Genomic DNA, 16,922 nt, shown 5'->3' with positions numbered 1-16,922 from the left:
AACTTAATTAAGAATATTCCTTCTTAACGTCAAATCTGCTCATCAATTCATACGGTCTTGCTCTAAATGCTTCATACGGTAAATAGTTCGCTTCCATGGCATCAAGTGCCCTGCTTTTAAATTGTTTTCTAGTAATATAGTGATCAATATTATCCCGGGTTAACTCAGTAAAAATCACTTCCGATGTTTCATTTTCTGCTGTCCTTCCTTCTCCAGACTGATGCTCACCCCGAAAAACGATGCAAGTCACACCGCTTGTGACATTTTGATAGATTCCTGTTATTCCAATCAAGCTAACTTTGATTCCTGTTTCTTCTAAAATCTCTCGGTGAATGGCCTCTTCTAATGTTTCCCCTTCTTCCACCTGGCCACCGGGCATTTCCATTGTATCGGAACGGTGAAAATTTCTTACTAGTAAAACTTCATCTTTTTTATTTGTAATGTATCCACTGACAGACATTATGTGTTTAGGTGGGTGATAGGCAGATGGATAAGGTTCTGCCGAAGATAACAGTTCATAACTGTTTTTGCAGGCCAGTCCTTCTGTCTCTTGTATTTCCTCACTAGCATCCCTGACTATTTCTAGGTTTTCAAAGTGGGATTTGTTCTTGAATTCCCAGATAGTCAGAATCTCATCTTCCTTGTCATTCACCCATCTGCCTATTAATTTAGCACCATTTTTAACGTATTCGCGGTACTCGTGAGTGTGAAAGATTCGATTGAAGTCCTCCAGTTTACCGGATTGTATTCTTTCTGTTTTTCTTAAAAAAATCATGTTACCACTCCCCTTTTTCCCTATAATTTCCATGAAGACAGTTCTAAATCCTGCTAAGGAGTAATTTTGAGGTAACATAAAAAAATAAAGCCGCCGAAACGGCGACTTTATCAGGTATTGTTTTGTTTTACTACGTTGGCTTCCACTGATGCATTTTTATCGCCAATCGACAGCCATGTTACAAATATAAGCATGATCATCGCGCCCATCAGCTGGACATTCTGCAGCATGGTATCGAACCAGATAACCGAGATGACCATGACAGTCAAAGGCTCTACACTCGATAGAATGCTCGTTTCGACAGCGCTGATATAGTTCATACTTCCGAGGAATAGCAGGAATGCCAATGTACCGAAAACAATCAAAATAGCCATAATGAACATCATTTTAGGCTGAGTAATAATCGACCATTCCTCTGAAAGCCAGACTCTATTAATCAGGCCAAGCATCATGCCGCCGAACAACATGCTCCAACCGACGATGGCCAGGACGCTCCATTCTTTCATGAGCCGTGATGGATAAAGTGTGTAGAACGCAAATGTCAGCCCTACCGCAATTCCCCAGAGCAGGGCTTCTGTGCTGACCAGCAAACTGCTCATGGAACCATTCGTCAATAAAAGGAACAAACCGGCCAACGTTCCGAGGATGCCTAATATCTGATAGCGAGGCGGCCATTTTTTATGGTGAAAAGAAACATAAAGGACCACAAATATCGGAGCAGAAAATTGAAGCAAAGTTGCCACGACAGCATTGCTTGTCTGAATCGCCATTGTAAATGTGAACTGCAATCCGACCATTCCCAGGATACTGAATAAGATCAGCTGATTCCGCCAGTATGGTGTTTTTACTACCGTGAAAATATCTTGTTTTTTCATCGCAAGATACGCCAGGATGCTGCTTCCGGCAATGATCATCCGGATTGTCAGGATAAAAGGAACCGACAATTCCGTATTAGCCAGCACCCATTCCGTGATCGAACCTGTCATTCCCCAAAGCATTGCACCAATAACAATCATAAGGATACCTTTTAATCGCAACATCATGAACGCTCCTATTAACAAAAGATTCTAACCATTATAAAGCTACAAAATGTCATACTAACTATTATACTACCATATAAATTGAAGAAGTCTTTTAAACTAGAGGAAAAGTTAATAGAACGATTGCTGCCACATAACAAAAGATAGTGTTCATGGCGAGAGGTCCTTCCTGCATTTAGCCAACCCTTATTTTACCAGACCGTTTTCTAACGCTAATCTACTAAAACACCTGATCATGGGGTAAATAATGGACATGCCGGAAAAATAAAACGAAAAGTGGTGAATAGATGGAACTTAATAGACAACTACCGATAACCAGACAAAAATTGGCTGGCAAATACCTGCCTTTTGCAATCCTAGGTACTGCCGGGACGCTTTACGCCTTGAGCGTAAACCGCCGGCGAAAGACTGCGGGTTCTTCCCACGCGAAAGTGCTTAAGAAGATTGACCATGGAACCAATGTCATCACTCTTGAATGGGAAGCTCAAGCTGATTCCTACCGTGTATACCGGGACAGCGAGCTTATCTATGAAGGATTTGAACCGAGTTTTGCTGACAATGAGCTGACTCCTGGCACACTGTATTCTTATAGTATCGAATCTCTCGCACAAGGCGAAGTGCAAAAGAGAATGCGAATACAAACGACTACCTCCGTGAATCACAAAGAGAAAGACAATGTTCTCGAGGATCTCCTCATTACCACGATCGTCACAGAGGGTCAAATCAGTTTTGAATGGGAGCCGATCGAGGGTGTAACGGAGTATACCATCCATCGAAACGGTATGCAGCTAGAGAAAGTGACTTCCTGTACCTTTACCGACAGAGGGATCCAGGAGGATCAATTTTATACTTACACAATTAAGGCAAGACGACCTTTGCAGCGTTCCGAACAAGTAAAATGGGAGCTGAAATCGTTGATTGCCAATGCAGTGGGAGCAATCAAGAAGGATTGTTCCACGAGGATGGCAGCTGATGAAGAATTTTCCATCACAAAACGGATTGGCCCGATTCGTGAGCTTCTGAAACCAGATCGTCCACACAACCTTAGCAACGGAAACTGGCAGCTGAGATACACAACCTTTTTAAAAGAGGAGTGGTTGAAAAACCCGAATGCCGCTTCCGGGGATCAATATTTTAAGGGTGACCACCGTTCCTTTGAACCTGACTCGTCTCAATATCGGACCAGAGGTGAAGTCTTTATCGATTCTGACAGCCAATCCGCATTGCTTAGCAAAAGCACTGGAATTACAGAAGCGTTCAGCGGAAATCAAGAACCTGTCGAATCCGCTCAAGCGACTGATGATGGAATTCAATTAGAAAAGGTCCTGGCAGATGACGACCGAATTAAGTTTATTCTAAAGCACTCGGTCAGCAATCCGCTTGTTGTGTCCCCTGCCATTGATTATGTTGTTTGCGGAGTCTTTTATAGAGACAATGAATTCGATTTGATCGGAAGCCATGATCAGGCACCGGAACATGAAATTTATCTTAAAGAACCAGGCACAGACAATTGGCAGGTCATCCATCAGGCTCACAGCAAAGGCCTGGAAATGATGGCTGACCCCATGGCAAACCACAAATGGCGCTACTCCTCCTTCAGGAACTAAAAAAGAACGGAAAAGCTGTTTGGCTGCTTTTCCGTTCCTTTTTATTATAGAAATCTTCTTCTCACATTCGGCGGCGGCAGCATACAGCTATCCTTTTGGCCGAACCATTTGAACCGATTTTTAGCAACGAGATCGTAAAAAATATTCCTAACTGGAGCAGGTACAAGGATCAAAACATAGAGCAGCTTCCAGGGACCTTTTAGATGGCGGCTGATTCTGAGAGCGGCGGCTGACTTATAATAAACATTTCCATCCTCAATCAAAATCATGCTGTCCACATCATCTGCAACATTATATTCCCTCAACAGTTCCTGGCCTGCATCACTCTGAAGCGAAGCAAAGCGGAACATCTCTTTGTCATCTCGTTCCAGAATAAATTGGACACTGGCATCACAGAAATTGCAAACCCCATCAAATAGAATAACAGGATGCATGGAATATCCCTCCTTACTTCACCTAACTATATTAACATTTATCCCATTATGTCAAAATGAAACTAATGAGTGCACAGAAAAAGCCGGCAGCATCTCATGACTGCAGGCTCTTTAAATTATGAATTCTATACATTTACATCTGTCCGAACTGATTTTGCGGATATACACCAGATGAAAAGGGTCTTTTTTTTTCACATGATTCCCTTCAACATTCCTTTCCAATACATGACAGGAAGGATATTTTTCTTTAGTATATACATGCTGTAACGCTCCTTAGATTGATCGAATGGGAAGGTTTCGGCTGGTTTATTCTCATACAGGAACTCAGCCAGTACCAATTTATTATAGCCAGTAATCAGTGGACAGGAAGTGTACCCATCATAAGAGAGTTTCAACGGTTGATTTTTCATGTAGCTAAGCAAGTTACCTGCTGCAACTGGAGCCTGTTTCCTGATTGCTGCCCCTGTTTTTGAGGTTGGAAGGTTCGCGCAATCCCCTACGCCAAAGACATTTGGATATTTTTTTGACTGCAGTGTTTTCGAATCAACATCTACCCATCCACCGGCATCGGCCAATTTACTTTGAGCAATAAAATCGGGTGCTGACATTGGCGGGACAACATGAAGCATACTATAAGGAATTTTTTCCGTTTCTCCTGTCCCTGAATTTTCAAAAACTGCAAGTTTGTTAGCTGAATCTACTTCGATTAAGTTCATTTTATATTTAGTAGTTATCCCTTTTCTGGCAATGACCTGTTCAAGTGTATTTGCGTATTTCTTCACTGCAAAAATACTGTCAGATGCTGATGCGAAAATAATCTGGCTCTTATCTCTGACACCAGCTTTTCTGAATACATCGTCAGCGAGGTACATAATTTTCTGAGGGGCACCGCCACATTTGATCGGGGTGTTAGGGTGTGTGAAAATGGCATTGCCGCCTTTGAAATTACGAATACTTTCCCAGGTTGAATCAACATAATCGTACGAATAATTGCTGCAGACACCATCCTTGCCGATGGCTTCTTTTAACCCTTTAATTTTATCCCAGTCGATCTGGATGCCAGCAGCCATTACCAGAAAGTCGTAGTGAATTTCGGTTCCGTTTCCTGTCGTGAGACTGTTAGAATCAGCATCAATTGAAGTAACAGCTTCCTGAAGAAGTTCCACTCCAACTGGTATAAGTGATTGCTGGTCCCGCACTGTAACTTCCTTTTTAACCGCACCAGCACCAGCAAGTGTCCACAATGGTTGATAATAATGCTTTTTGGCTGGGTCAACAATAAGAATTTTCCCCTTCAAATCCGGTGCCCCTTTAGCGAGCCTGGCAGCGACCGAAATACCAGCTGATCCACCACCCACAATTACTACCTTATAATTCACCTCATCCACCATCCCTGCAAAGATTTGAAAATCACCATATACCACTATAGGTATTACTATAACCACTATGAAAATTATAATAAATTAATCAGAATATTTCAATTTATTCCTCTCCTCATTTTCATAACAATTGGGTACCTGCCTATTTGTCCCGGGACATCTACCCTATGCTCCACACTTTGAATATAGTGTAGAAGCTATTGGAGGTTACTATGATGAACGGCTTGTATGCACATGGTTCCTCCTCCCAGGATCAGTTGCTAGCATGGGAGAAAGAAGCACTGGAAAAATTCTTCGCTAAAATGGGGGATAAGGAAAAACCTTTTCCCTGCATACCGGCAACGATTGGATTTTCAATGAATCAGTTGAAATACGGATTTGTTGGCAGTCCAAGGAGGGACACTACAATAAAAGAAATTGCTAGTTTGTTATCTAGCTATACAGAGCAATCGAGAGGATTTGGCGATTATACTTCTTTGATTATTTTCTTTGAAACGCCAGAAGAAATGAAGGAAGTTCCTGTCGAAGAATTTGAACAACTATTCTGGGAGCATCTTTCTGGTTTAAATGGGTTGGATAAATTCGACTGGCCAGAGGATCTACCCCAAGATCCCCATAATCCAATCTGGGAATTTTGCTTCAATGGCGAAAAATACTTTATGTATTGTGCTACCCCTGCACACAAAAACCGGAAAAGCAGACATTTTGACGTATTGATGCTCGCGATTACCCCGAGATGGGTACTCCAGGAATTCAATAAATCAAAAAGCTATGCAAAAAGGATCAAGGCCCAGGTGAGAAAACGGCTGGCGAAATATGACAGCATTTCTATTCACCCTGACCTTAACACTTACGGAGCAGAAGATAATTTCGAATGGCGGCAATACTTCCTGAGGGATGATGATACTTCTTTATCCAAATGTCCTTATCATCAAGTCCTGAAGTTTCTTGGCAAACATAAATGAAACCGCAGGACAGCTCCTGCGCTTTACTGTTGGCTTAGTTGTTTTAGTAAGTCATCGGTCGGTACGATTGTGGCAAACTCCTTTTGAAGCATCGCGAGTTCGAGTTCCTGGATTGAATCAGCTGTATGCTTCACTCCTTTATTGTCCGTGATTTCAAAAGCTGCAATTGCGTCAGACACAAGAAGTGTATTGAAGCCCAGGTTACCACTCATTCTGGTCGTTGTAGAAACACAGTGCTGAGTAGATAATCCGGTGATTACAACGGATTTTATCTGATTTTTCTTCAGATAGGACTCAAGCTCCGTTCCGATAAAACCGCTGTTCACATTTTTCGAAAAAATGACCTCCCCGTCCCCTGGCTTGGTGATTTCTTTAAATTCCGTACCTAATGAGTTTCGGTGATGCAAAGGAGACGCCGGGTCTAGTGACAGATGCTTCGTATAGATGATATGGCCATTTTTATTCCGCCACTCAGTTAATAGCCTTGCGATATTCCCCTCTGCTTCCTGGTTGTTCCGCTTTCCCCAATAAGGATCGTCAAAGCCCTTCTGCACATCCAAAATCAACAATGCAGGCAATTCAAGCAAATTCATACTCATCCCTCCTTAGTCATTCCACATTTTTTGTCATTTCGGTATTTTTTACTCAAGATGTTCGTCCTCCATGGAAATTACTTCAAATCTATCCGCAAAACATGTTAAACTCTATGAAGGTGTTTTTATACACAATTGAAAGGCGAAAAGGAGGATTATCTTGAAACGACATTCGCTCTTTTTTTTACTAATCATTTCGCTTTTTCTTACAGCGTGCAATAATGATGAACCTGATGAAGAGGTTGTAGCAGAAACTCCTCCGAAAGAGGAGGTTAAAAAGGAACCTGCAAAGCAGGACCTGCCAGGAAAGTTGAAGGATATCAGTCTGGAAGTTTCAGAGGAAAACCTGAAGGAATTAAAGCCTGGTACAATGGTGGATGACCTTACATATGAAAAGGATATCGAGGATATCGGTTTCAACACTCCAGAGCTGGAGCCTGAACTTAAAAACAAGCTTCCTGATGAGCTCGATCAATTAGCTCAGGGAACAGATGACCTGGAAACCATAAAAAAAGCCCTTATTTCCTTACTTGCGAGTCCACATTATAAGCAGGTAATTGAAAAAGCTGATGCATATGAGCCTTATTTTGAAGAGCCTTATTTACCAGATCCTGAGAAGACGGAGGGCCCAGAAGAAACTAAAGCTGCAGAGAAAGCCATTATCCTTCTTGATGCAAGCTCTAGCATGCTGCAGCAGTCAGGAGGCAGAGTGAAGATGGATATCGCCAAGGATGCTGTTAAAAGCTTTGCCAAAACCATCGGCCAGTCTGCAGAAGTCTCCCTTGTTGTCTATGGGCACCAGGGATCGGATTCTGATTCTGATAAAGAAGTATCCTGTTCTGGAATCGAAGAGGTTTTTCCAATGGGGAAATACTCGAAGGAAAACTTCAATGGAGCCGTCGACTCATTTGAAAGCAAAGGCTGGACTCCGCTCGCAGGAACCATTGAAAAAGCTGCCGAGATGACAGCTGGCGATGAAGGAAATATAACCATCTATATCGTCAGCGATGGTGCGGAAACATGCGATGGAGACCCAGTTCAGGCAAGTAAGGAACTTGTGGTGAATAACGCAAATCATTCAGTTAACATCATTGGATTCGATGTAGACAGCAAAGCTGAAGACCAACTCAAAGCTGTTGCTGAAGCCGGAAACGGTAAATATTTCAAAGCAGAAGATCCTGAAGAATTAAAAAACACAATCCAGTACGAATGGCTGCCTTCCACGCTCGACCTCGCCTTCGCCTTTACGATGGCGCCTGACGGCTGGGATATGGTCGAGGAATACAAAGTTGCAGAAAAATATCCGCTAGAATTATGGACCATTGGAAGAAAAGAAGCCCACCGAATCATCGATGCAGCAGCCATCATGGCCGAAAATGACTGGATCACCGATGAACAGTATTCTGAACTCCGGGATTGGGGATTTGAACGAAGCGAAGCCATGAAGGAACTTCATTACTCCATGTCCAAAGCCAATCGAGAAAAAGCAGATGCAAAAAGCAAAGAAATCAGGCAAAGAGTCGACGAATGGGTGGCAAAAATGAAAGAACTCAAGAAAGAGCGCGGCGATACCTGGTAACCAACAAGCTGGAATATACCCTTTTCCGACTTAACTACAAGTGGCCCTCAATTTGAGGGCCACTTTTCTTGTTCACAGAATAGCCTTCTTTTGTTCATCTGTTTCTCATTTTCATGTCTGCTTCCCGCCTTTTGACTGGCTTTTTTAGCTGTAATCTCATCAAGGAGCTGGTGGAAATGCGAGAGAAAATGCTGGATCTACTATTAGGCTTCACCCTTTTTTGCATTGAGTGGACAATCCTCTTATTGCTCACCTCGAAGGAAAAAGCAGAATACAAAATATAAATAAACGAAAACTCTTGCAGGGCAAGAGTTTTTAATTTACTGATCTTTTACTGGTTCAAATTTATCTGAGCTGTTATAGAACCCGGCAACTGCCCTTTCGCTAGTAATTCTATTTCTTGTCATTCCACAATTTTGCTCCATACCCAACGGAGAGCACGCTAAAAATACTGCCAATCAATATGATGATGGCTGACATCCGATTACCTCCAATGATTTGGTCTTTTTAAAGACGAAGGCAGCCTGGTCCGATCATTTCCATTTGCCGAGTTAATTTGTGCCTGAGTAAGGAAAAAACTGCCTTCCAGATTGGCCCCACTTAAATCTACATCCCTCATGTCTGCACCGATAAAATCACACAACCTTAGGTCCGCTTCTTGGAGATCGGCAGCAATCAGCAAAGCCCCTCGAAAATCAGAGCCTTTGAGGTCAGATCGCTTCAGCTTTGCTCCCACCAGATTCTTGCGTTTTATTTTTTTGCCGTTTTTCACTTTACTTCGGACCAATTCACTTGTACGTAACAGCAGTTCGTTGACAACCGCTCGATAAACGGGGATTTCCAAAGCGAGGATTTCAACTGCATCCAAGTTCGTGATCTGCTCTATTTTGTCATAAATATCCTTAAGCTTAATTCGAAGTGATTTTGCCTCTTTCAATGCCTTTGCTTCATTCAGGTAACAAAGCATTTCATGTAGCTGCTGCATGATTGGAAAAACATCATACATTTCCGTCGCTTTCTCTGGCTGTTTTCGCCAATCAAGTCCTTTATAGGTTACCTGGGAAACTTTCTGGCCAGCCCCAAAGCATTCGTATACGGTACATCCTTTGTAACCTTTATCCCTAAGTTTTTCATGAATTCCACAGCGGAAATCCGCCTGCAAATTCCTGCAAGGAGACCCGCTTTCTTTATCAACAGGAAAATCCGCGGATTTCGCATATGGCAGAGCCACACAGCATAACCCAAAGCAGCTTTCACAATCAGCTCTAAGATTATTTTTAATCAATTGGCTAGTCATTTCTCTCATTGTCTCCATTACCAGAAGTTGTTAAATTTAGATTAACATAAATTCATCATCCCTTAAATAAAAAAAGAGCAGAGATTTTCCCTGCTTAGAGGTTTAACGGGTCTTTGCGACTGCTCCATATTCCGCAACCAGTTGTGATTCTAGAAACTTTGCAAGCTCTAACATTCCGTATTTACCTGCTCTTGCTTCTGCGTCTGAATTGTAATTCGTATTTGTATTAATATCGTAAGTAAAAATTTCACCAGTCTCATTTCTGATAAATTCAATTCCGGCTACTTGAATATTATTTGATTCTAATACTCTCTTATATTTTTCAATAACGGGATCTTTAAAGCCTTCAATCACTTGGAATTTCGGCTTTTCCTCTACTTCTTCCCCTACAGGGCAGAACAGGTCGCCGATCTGGCAGGCATCTGCCGGGCATAATTCAAATCCTTCTGATGTATCAACTTTTACTGCGTAAACAAATTCTCCGCCGACAAACTCACAGCGAGTGATATAACTTTCAGGAGACTGGATATATTCCTGAATCAGTGTTATTCCATCAACAGGTTCCTCAAACGACGGGCCCTCCACATATGCCTTAAGTGCTTCAATAGATTGAAACAACTGCACGCCAAGCCCTTTTCCAGCTCGATTGTGCTTCGTGATAAAGGCTCTTCCCTCAAATGGTTTTGCCGCTTCCAGCAGCTGCTGCTTTCCAACGGTGGCGATAGTACGCGGAGTCGTTACCCCATGCTTGTTCAGCTCAAGGTATTGCTTCACTTTGCTGACTTCCAGTTCAAGTGCCCTTGATCCGTTGTACACCTTCCGGCCATGTGCCTCCAGCCAGGCTAAAACCTGAGCGGAATATTCAGGTGCGAACCGATGTCCTCTTGTATGGGAAGAAGCACTCATTCTGCTGTAAAAGATCCCCTCTGGAGGCTCCTTTGACAAATCAAGCAGCCCTTCATCCAGATGCCACTCTTCAAAAGGTATTCCCAGCTCCTCCAGGCGTTTTGTTAAATGGACAGTCCATTCACTGTTTTCATGGATGATATAAACTTCGCTCATGATCTTCATCTCCTTAAGTTTATTTATCTATCAAACTGTCAGCTGCTTTCTTTTTACCTCCACAAGCGGCATGACCTGTTTCGCGAATCTCTCCATCTCTTCCAGTTGTGGCGAGAATTGCAGCAGGAGCAATCCCAAACCTGCTTCTTCATACTGTAAAATCCGCTCGGCAATTTGGTCAGGTGTACCTACCAAATTAGGGCGCAATCCTCGGTTTGACACCGAATAATCCTGAAGCTGGATTTGCTGCTCCAGCTGTGATTTGCTGGTGAAGTCCTTGAACCCGGCATAGGCACTGGATTCTTTTACAGAAGTAATTCGTTCCAACTCCGCGAATGCTTCAGCCTCGGTGTCCCGGCAAATAACGTAAGCGGCCATGCCGAACTCTGACAGTTCAGGATTTGATGTAGCGGCCCTTAGATTTTTCATCTCTGCAATTTTCTGTTCAATCTCTTCAACCGTTCCGCCATGCATGACATATGCATCGCAGTTCTCGACAATGGTTTGCTTTCCCTTCAGACTTTCTCCGCCGGCATATAAGATCGGATTTGGACGCTGAACTGGTTTAGGAAACAGCTTCGTATCCTTTAGTTGATAGTACTTGCCTTCATATGAAAAGTTCTGTTCACTCCAAAGCCCTTTCAGTACATCAATGAATTCGTGCGTCCGGTCATACCGCTCATCATGCTCGGTAAAAATATCGCCGTACTGGCGTGCTTCTTCCTCCCACCACGCTGAAACGACATTCAGAGTAAAGCGGCCATTGCTGATCTGGTCAATGTTCGCTGCCATTTTTGCCGTAACTGCCGGGTTATGGAATCCCGGCCTCACCGCCGACATGATTTCGATTTTTTCGGTTACTGATGCCAGAGCAGCAGCGGTTGTCCACGCTTCAAGTGAGTCATGCTCAGGACCTTTTATATCATTCAAATAAAGTTCGGCAATTAATGTAGTGGAATATCCCCATTTTTCTGCTGACTGGATCACTTTCTTTGCATAATCAAAAGTTGCTGGCATTTGTTCATTCTCAACATTTCTTAACCATCCGCCAAAAATCGGCAGCCAAAATCCATACTTCATACTTCTCTCTCCTCTGCCCAATCACAATCTCTACTTTACCAACCTGTTAAGTCGGTATTTAAACCAAAAACTTGGAGACCAATTAATAGCCTCCTAAAACAAAAAGCTCCCTTCAAAAAGAAGAGAGCCATTTTATACTCCCTTCTCATCTTTCAGACAAATTGTCTGCAGGAATTGGCACAGTATTCATTGAGAACCTGTTGCCGAGGTTTCGCAGGGCCTATCCCTCCACCTCTCTTGATAAGAAGACATTCTTATTAAGTTTTAATTCATTAAAGTGATAATATTCTAAATTTGTTTAAATGTCAATTCGTTTCTCGAAATAAGTTTTAACTTCCTACCGGAAACCCCAGCAAAAACTTATTCACACGCTGTGCAGCTTCTTCCAGTCTTTCTGGAGGCTGTACCATAGCTATTCTGACATAGCCTTCTCCCTGCTGCCCAAAGGCGTCACCCGGAACCACAACAATCCCTTCCTCTTCAATCAACTTGAAGGCAAACTCGCGAGACTTCCATCCATCAGGGATTTTAGCCCAGACAAACATCGTTGCCGGAGAATTGGCTACCTGCCATCCGCTGTTCCTGAAACCGGATACTAAAGCATCCCGTCGTGCCTCATACAGTTTTAGCTGATCGCCAAGAAACGAATAGTCAGAAGTCAAAGCAGCGATTGCTGCCTTTTGGATAGGATAGAATACTCCATAATCAATATGTGACTTGAAGGATGCCAGAAGATTGATGACCTGCGAATTGCCTGCGACGTATCCAATACGGCAGCCAGCCATATTGAAGGTCTTTGAAAGCGAATTGAACTCAATGCCAACTTCCTTAGCCCCTGGTACCGAAAGGAAACTAATCTGAGGATTTCCGTCATAAATCAATTCAGAATATGCAAAATCATGGACAACTAGAATATTATGTACCCCTGCAAATTCAACTACCTCTTCAAAGAAGACTCTGTCAGCAAGTGCAGTGACAGGATTTCCCGGATAGCTCAATATCATCATTTTTGTTTTCTGTAATACTTCCTCTGGAATCTCATTTAACTGAGGAAGAAATTTATTTTCCTCCAACAGCGGCATAGGATAAATTTCCCCTCCAGCAATCGTAACGCTAGCTTCGTAGATTGGATACCCTGGATCTGGGACCAGTACATAATCACCCGGGTCAACTATGGCAGTCGCCAAATGCGCAAGTCCATCCTGTGAACCCATCAACTGCAATACTTCTGTTTTTTCATCAAGCTCGACAGAATACCGCTGGCTGTAAAAATATTTTACTGCTTCATTAAACTCGGCGATGCCCTTTAATGTGTATCCATATTTACCGGGATCCATTGAATATTTCGCCAGTGTTTCCATCACAAATGCCGGCGGCTGGAAATCCGGGCTGCCAATGCTTAAGTCAATGACATCCTTGCCATTCAACAATGCCATCTGCTTCCTGTCTACTACTTCCTGAAAAATGCTCGAAGTCATTTTTCTGATCTTTTCTGATCCGTAAATATTCATGGACATTCCCCTTTACTGTTCAATGATTCATGTTGTTCTCATGGAAGTTGATTCCTCTGAATTTTTTAAATATAAAATCGATTATAGCAGTTTCACTTTATCAGTTCTATAAAAAAATAAAAAATGAGCTGCTTTGCAGCTCATAGAATAAGTTCCTTATTAGAATAAAAGGTGTGCGATCGGCGCTACAATGATAAGTGTAAGGATTGTTCTCTGAATCCAAATGACCACCAATTTTCTCAGGCTGATTGGAATTTCTGTAGACATTATGCTTGGAATCAGTGCTGAGAAAAAGACTATGGCTGAAACTGAAACTACGCCGATGACAAACTTTGTTACCATTGGCGCCTCTGTTACAAGCATGGCAGGCAGGAACATTTCGGCGATTTCAATAGCAGATGCCTTGGCTGCCAGCATGGGTTCAGGAATCTGGAGTATCAATGTGAATGGGTAGAAAATATAGCCAATCAAATCGAATACAGGAGTAAACTCTGCTAAAACAAGACCCAACAGACCTACAGATAGAATGGACGGCAAAATCCCCATTGTCATGATCATTCCATCGCGCAAGTTATCCAGTATATTTTTCCCCAGGGAGGGTGCTTTGTTCGCTGCGAGCATAGCTTCTCCCCATGCTGTTTTGAGACGGTTCTCCGTCACTGGTTCCTCTGGAACACCTTTTCCCTCATAGTATTCGTCACTCATCGTCCTTAATGGACGCAACCTGACTGTGATGGCGGTTACAATAAATGTAACGAAAAGTGTCGTCCAGAAATACGTATTCCATACTTCCATTAATCCCAGCGTTTTTGCGACTACAATCATGAACGTGGCAGATACGGTAGAAAAGCCGGTCGCAATAATGGTTGCTTCTTTGATCGTATACTTGCCTTCCTTGAACACCCGGTTAGTAATGAGCAGTCCGATTGAATAGCTTCCAACAAAGGATGCAACTGCATCAATCGCAGCTCTTCCAGGAGTCTTCCAGACTGGCCGCATGATTGGCTGCAGAAGGACACCAAAAAATTCAAGCAGGCCATAGCCGACAAGCAATGCCAAAAAAACGGAACCAATCGGAACCAGGACTCCAACCGGAATAACCAGCTTTTCATATAGGAAAGGTCCCATCCCAGGTTCAAATAGCCATGCTGGCCCAACATCTGTCAACATCATTAATGCTACTATAACTCCAATTACTTTCAGAAACGAAAAAATCATAGTCGTCGAATTCTTATTCCAAGTTTTTCTGTAAAAAGGATAGATGGCACCAAATAAAATTACAATAAATGCGTAATACGGAACTGCTGCAGAAAAAGTGGTATTAATCCAGGTCACTAAGTGGTCAAGCGGGATTGACGATTTCCCGCCCACAGCAATTGGAACAAAAAACATGAATATGCCAATCGCACTAAACAGAAAAAACTTAATCATACTCAGGTTTGATAATGGTAGTTCCGGCTGTTTGCCAGCCTTTACTTCAGGCGTGTTCTGCACATGACTTCCTCCTTTATTTGATTTTTTATATTATTTGTAAGAGAGGAGCATGATTTTGCTCTTCTAGTTACCTAAGGAAAAGTGTCCTTTTTAATATTTATTCAATCTTGAATAAAATTATAGTGAAAGGTCTCTATTTTTTGTTTTAATTTCAGTCGACAATCTCTTATTTTCCTTGTGTTTGCACAAAAAAGGACTGCCAGAGCAGCCCTTACATCACTATGTCCGTGTTATAATCTTATCAATAATCCCGTACTCCAAGGCTTCCTGTGCACTCATGAAATAGTCGCGGTCAGTGTCCTTTTCGATTTTTTCCATTGGCTGACCAGTGCGTTCAGATATGAGTTTATTCAAATGGTCACGAAGTTTGAGGATTCTTTTAGCGGAAATTTCAATCTCCGTTGCCTGGCCTCTTGCCCCGCCTAGCGGCTGATGAATCATGATTTCGCTATTAGGCAGTGCAAATCTTTTTCCTTTTGTGCCGGCAAGCAAAAGCATTGCGCCAAACGATGCTGCCATTCCGATACAGATGGTGCTGATATCTGGCTTGATATACTCCATCGTATCAAAAATCGCGAACCCTGCAGTTGTAGAGCCACCAGGACTGTTGATGTAGATGGAAATATCCTTATCGGGATTATCTGCTTCAAGAAATAGCAGCTGTGCAATGACACTGTTGGCCACATGATCGTTGATCTCATCACCAATCATGATGATACGGTCTTTCAACAATCGGGAATAAATATCGTATGAACGCTCGCCACGGTTAGATTGCTCTATGACATAAGGAATTGTACTCACATTGTTCCTCCCCTTTCCTGCCTATGCAGCCATTTTGAAAGTAGAGAGGGGTGAACGAGAACATGAATGCAATGACATTTCCGGAACGGATGCAGCAAGCGCCGGAATCTCCTGGATGTTTTCCAACAGAACGGTTGGGTCCTCGGATTGCAGCGATTCGCAAAGTAAGTCTGACAGCAGGTTTTCTTCATCAACGCTCAAATCCTGGCCCAGCTCTCTCAGTCTGCTATCCTTATCAAGCCTCTTCCTCGCCCGATGAAGCGCAGCTTTTACGGCCTTTTCCGTTGATCCCATCAGCTCGGCAATTTCATGTGACTGAAATCGAAATGCTTCCTTTAACACCAAAATCACCGCCTGCTTCGGCGTCAATTTGGACAAAAGCGTCTCAACAGTATCGATCACATTCCCTTGAGTGCTCGATCCCAGATTTTCCGGTATCCCCGTCACTTCACGGCTGTGCTTCCTGATTGTATCCACCCACTGGTGATAAGCCATTTTTTTTAGTAAGGCTCTGCTGACCTGGGATGGCTCATAATGGCGGATTGCCTTCATCGTCACTTCCTGCAAAAGATCATCACCATCCCAGCTGCTCTGGGTTAAAAACCGGCAATATCGCTGCAGGCTTTGATAATGGCCCATGATCCCCGATTCCTCTTCAGTATTTACATTCCTGAGCTTGTCGATCGACATTCTGTTCACTCCTTTGAACCTCTCTGCACCTTAAACGGATTGAGGGAGAGAAAAGATACGGCCTTTTAAAAATTTTTGTAAATGGTACCTTTTATATACTACTCAGCGTGCTGCGGTGGAACCATTGTAAAAATAAACGTCTGACTTATTCTTGACAGCTTTCTTTGGTTTTTTTTCCAAACCTGTCAAGATTACGAGCTTTTTTTGACAGCTTTCTTTGGTTTTTTTTCCAAACCTGTCAAGATTACGAGCCTTTTTTGACAGCTTTCATTCATTTTGCTTCAAACCTGTCAAGATTACGGGCTTTTCTTGACAGCTTTCCTTCGTTTTGGTCCAAACCTGTCAAGATTACGGGCTTTTTTTGACAGCTTTCCTTCATTTTGCTCCTAACCTGTCAAGATTACAGGCTTTTTTTGACAGCTTTCCTTCGTTTTGCTTCTTACCTGTCAAGATTACAGGCTTTTTTTGACAGCTTTCCTTCGTTTTGCTTCTTATCTGTCAAGATTACGGGCTTTTCTTGACAGCTTTCCCTCGTCTTGTACTAAACCTGTCAAAATACTGACTAATACTAAATGTCTATAGCTCGTTAACTAAACTTAACTACTCTCATATGGT

The 16,922-nt window shown here is 42.6% G+C and carries 15 protein-coding genes and 1 riboswitch; of the genes, 3 read left to right on the top strand and 12 right to left on the bottom strand.

All coding sequences use genetic code 11. The features are described 5' to 3' along the window. Positions 1-7: 7 nt before the first annotated feature. Positions 8-775, bottom strand: coding sequence for an NUDIX hydrolase (locus tag QNH36_RS10555; protein ID WP_260983559.1), 768 nt, complete (start codon positions 773-775; stop codon positions 8-10). A 110-nt stretch (positions 776-885) separates the two neighbouring features. Beyond that, complete coding sequence (locus QNH36_RS10550) at positions 886-1,815, bottom strand: DMT family transporter (RefSeq protein ID WP_144476073.1); 930 nt, start codon at positions 1,813-1,815, stop codon at positions 886-888. Between the two features lie 287 nt (positions 1,816-2,102). On the opposite strand from QNH36_RS10550, the gene QNH36_RS10545 reads away from it, so the two are divergent. Then, positions 2,103-3,422, top strand: a complete 1,320-nt coding sequence (locus QNH36_RS10545; RefSeq protein ID WP_283905162.1) for a DUF3238 domain-containing protein — start codon at positions 2,103-2,105, stop codon at positions 3,420-3,422. Between the two features lie 44 nt (positions 3,423-3,466). Here QNH36_RS10545 and QNH36_RS10540 read toward each other — a convergent pair whose 3' ends face one another. Together QNH36_RS10540 and QNH36_RS10535 are read right to left on the bottom strand one after the other, a co-directional pair. Next, positions 3,467-3,856 (bottom strand): thiol-disulfide oxidoreductase DCC family protein, encoded by a 390-nt coding sequence (locus QNH36_RS10540; RefSeq protein WP_283905161.1) that lies wholly within the window; start codon positions 3,854-3,856, stop codon positions 3,467-3,469. A gap of 191 nt (positions 3,857-4,047) precedes the next feature. After that, entirely contained in the window at positions 4,048-5,247 is a 1,200-nt protein-coding gene (locus QNH36_RS10535) for an NAD(P)/FAD-dependent oxidoreductase (protein ID WP_283905394.1), read from the bottom strand. A gap of 203 nt (positions 5,248-5,450) precedes the next feature. Between QNH36_RS10535 and QNH36_RS10530 the strand changes: the two genes are divergently transcribed. Beyond that, positions 5,451-6,200: a YqcI/YcgG family protein gene (locus QNH36_RS10530; RefSeq protein ID WP_251542313.1), complete on the top strand. Its 750-nt coding sequence runs from the start codon at positions 5,451-5,453 to the stop codon at positions 6,198-6,200. Positions 6,201-6,223: 23 nt separating this feature from the next. Here the strand turns inward: QNH36_RS10530 and QNH36_RS10525 are convergent, their stop codons facing one another. Beyond that, a complete protein-coding gene (locus QNH36_RS10525) occupies positions 6,224-6,793 on the bottom strand; it encodes a cysteine hydrolase family protein (RefSeq protein WP_283905160.1) in 570 nt (189 codons plus the stop codon). Positions 6,794-6,953: 160 nt separating this feature from the next. On the opposite strand from QNH36_RS10525, the gene QNH36_RS10520 reads away from it, so the two are divergent. Next, positions 6,954-8,372, top strand: coding sequence for a vWA domain-containing protein (locus QNH36_RS10520; RefSeq protein ID WP_283905159.1), 1,419 nt, complete (start codon positions 6,954-6,956; stop codon positions 8,370-8,372). A gap of 484 nt (positions 8,373-8,856) precedes the next feature. On the opposite strand, the gene QNH36_RS10515 is transcribed toward QNH36_RS10520, so the two are convergent. The 7 genes from QNH36_RS10515 to QNH36_RS10485 form a co-directional block, all read right to left on the bottom strand. Further along, a complete protein-coding gene (locus QNH36_RS10515) occupies positions 8,857-9,669 on the bottom strand; it encodes a pentapeptide repeat-containing protein (RefSeq protein ID WP_283905158.1) in 813 nt (270 codons plus the stop codon). A gap of 102 nt (positions 9,670-9,771) precedes the next feature. Further along, positions 9,772-10,731, bottom strand: a complete 960-nt coding sequence (locus tag QNH36_RS10510; protein ID WP_283905157.1) for an ATP-grasp domain-containing protein — start codon at positions 10,729-10,731, stop codon at positions 9,772-9,774. Between the two features lie 30 nt (positions 10,732-10,761). Beyond that, positions 10,762-11,811, bottom strand: coding sequence for an LLM class flavin-dependent oxidoreductase (locus tag QNH36_RS10505; RefSeq protein ID WP_283905156.1), 1,050 nt, complete (start codon positions 11,809-11,811; stop codon positions 10,762-10,764). Between the two features lie 142 nt (positions 11,812-11,953). Continuing rightward, positions 11,954-12,058, bottom strand: a riboswitch (SAM riboswitch). An 82-nt stretch (positions 12,059-12,140) separates the two neighbouring features. Continuing rightward, on the bottom strand, positions 12,141-13,322 hold the full coding sequence (locus tag QNH36_RS10500) for an LL-diaminopimelate aminotransferase (RefSeq protein WP_283905155.1): 1,182 nt from the start codon (positions 13,320-13,322) through the stop codon (positions 12,141-12,143). Between the two features lie 159 nt (positions 13,323-13,481). Then, positions 13,482-14,753 carry a YjiH family protein gene (locus tag QNH36_RS10495; RefSeq protein ID WP_283905393.1) on the bottom strand — a complete coding sequence of 424 codons (1,272 nt, stop codon included), beginning with the start codon at positions 14,751-14,753 and terminating at the stop codon, positions 13,482-13,484. A gap of 282 nt (positions 14,754-15,035) precedes the next feature. Further along, positions 15,036-15,617 (bottom strand): ATP-dependent Clp endopeptidase proteolytic subunit ClpP, encoded by a 582-nt coding sequence (gene clpP, locus QNH36_RS10490; protein WP_283905154.1) that lies wholly within the window; start codon positions 15,615-15,617, stop codon positions 15,036-15,038. Positions 15,618-15,638: 21 nt separating this feature from the next. Beyond that, positions 15,639-16,307 carry a sigma-70 family RNA polymerase sigma factor gene (locus QNH36_RS10485; protein ID WP_283905153.1) on the bottom strand — a complete coding sequence of 223 codons (669 nt, stop codon included), beginning with the start codon at positions 16,305-16,307 and terminating at the stop codon, positions 15,639-15,641. Positions 16,308-16,922 lie beyond the last annotated feature (615 nt).

It is taken from the genome of Mesobacillus sp. AQ2 (assembly GCF_030122805.1).
GTDB lineage: Bacteria > Bacillota > Bacilli > Bacillales > Cytobacillaceae > Mesobacillus > Mesobacillus oceanisediminis_A.
This window is presented reverse-complemented; position numbering and strand designations above follow the sequence as displayed.

Bases quoted from the DNA above. Each gene is read 5' to 3' on its own strand.
- QNH36_RS10555 (WP_260983559.1), bottom strand. From the start codon at position 775: ATGATTTTTTTAAGAAAAACAGAAAGAATACAATCCGGTAAACTGGAG.
- QNH36_RS10550 (WP_144476073.1), bottom strand. From the start codon at position 1,815: ATGTTGCGATTAAAAGGTATCCTTATGATTGTTATTGGTGCAATGCTT.
- QNH36_RS10545 (WP_283905162.1), top strand. From the start codon at position 2,103: ATGGAACTTAATAGACAACTACCGATAACCAGACAAAAATTGGCTGGC.
- QNH36_RS10540 (WP_283905161.1), bottom strand. From the start codon at position 3,856: ATGCATCCTGTTATTCTATTTGATGGGGTTTGCAATTTCTGTGATGCC.
- QNH36_RS10535 (WP_283905394.1), bottom strand. From the start codon at position 5,247: ATGGTGGATGAGGTGAATTATAAGGTAGTAATTGTGGGTGGTGGATCA.
- QNH36_RS10530 (WP_251542313.1), top strand. From the start codon at position 5,451: ATGAACGGCTTGTATGCACATGGTTCCTCCTCCCAGGATCAGTTGCTA.
- QNH36_RS10525 (WP_283905160.1), bottom strand. From the start codon at position 6,793: ATGAATTTGCTTGAATTGCCTGCATTGTTGATTTTGGATGTGCAGAAG.
- QNH36_RS10515 (WP_283905158.1), bottom strand. From the start codon at position 9,669: ATGACTAGCCAATTGATTAAAAATAATCTTAGAGCTGATTGTGAAAGC.
- QNH36_RS10510 (WP_283905157.1), bottom strand. From the start codon at position 10,731: ATGAGCGAAGTTTATATCATCCATGAAAACAGTGAATGGACTGTCCAT.
- QNH36_RS10505 (WP_283905156.1), bottom strand. From the start codon at position 11,811: ATGAAGTATGGATTTTGGCTGCCGATTTTTGGCGGATGGTTAAGAAAT.
- QNH36_RS10500 (WP_283905155.1), bottom strand. From the start codon at position 13,322: ATGAATATTTACGGATCAGAAAAGATCAGAAAAATGACTTCGAGCATT.
- QNH36_RS10495 (WP_283905393.1), bottom strand. From the start codon at position 14,753: ATGATTAAGTTTTTTCTGTTTAGTGCGATTGGCATATTCATGTTTTTT.
- QNH36_RS10485 (WP_283905153.1), bottom strand. From the start codon at position 16,307: ATGTCGATCGACAAGCTCAGGAATGTAAATACTGAAGAGGAATCGGGG.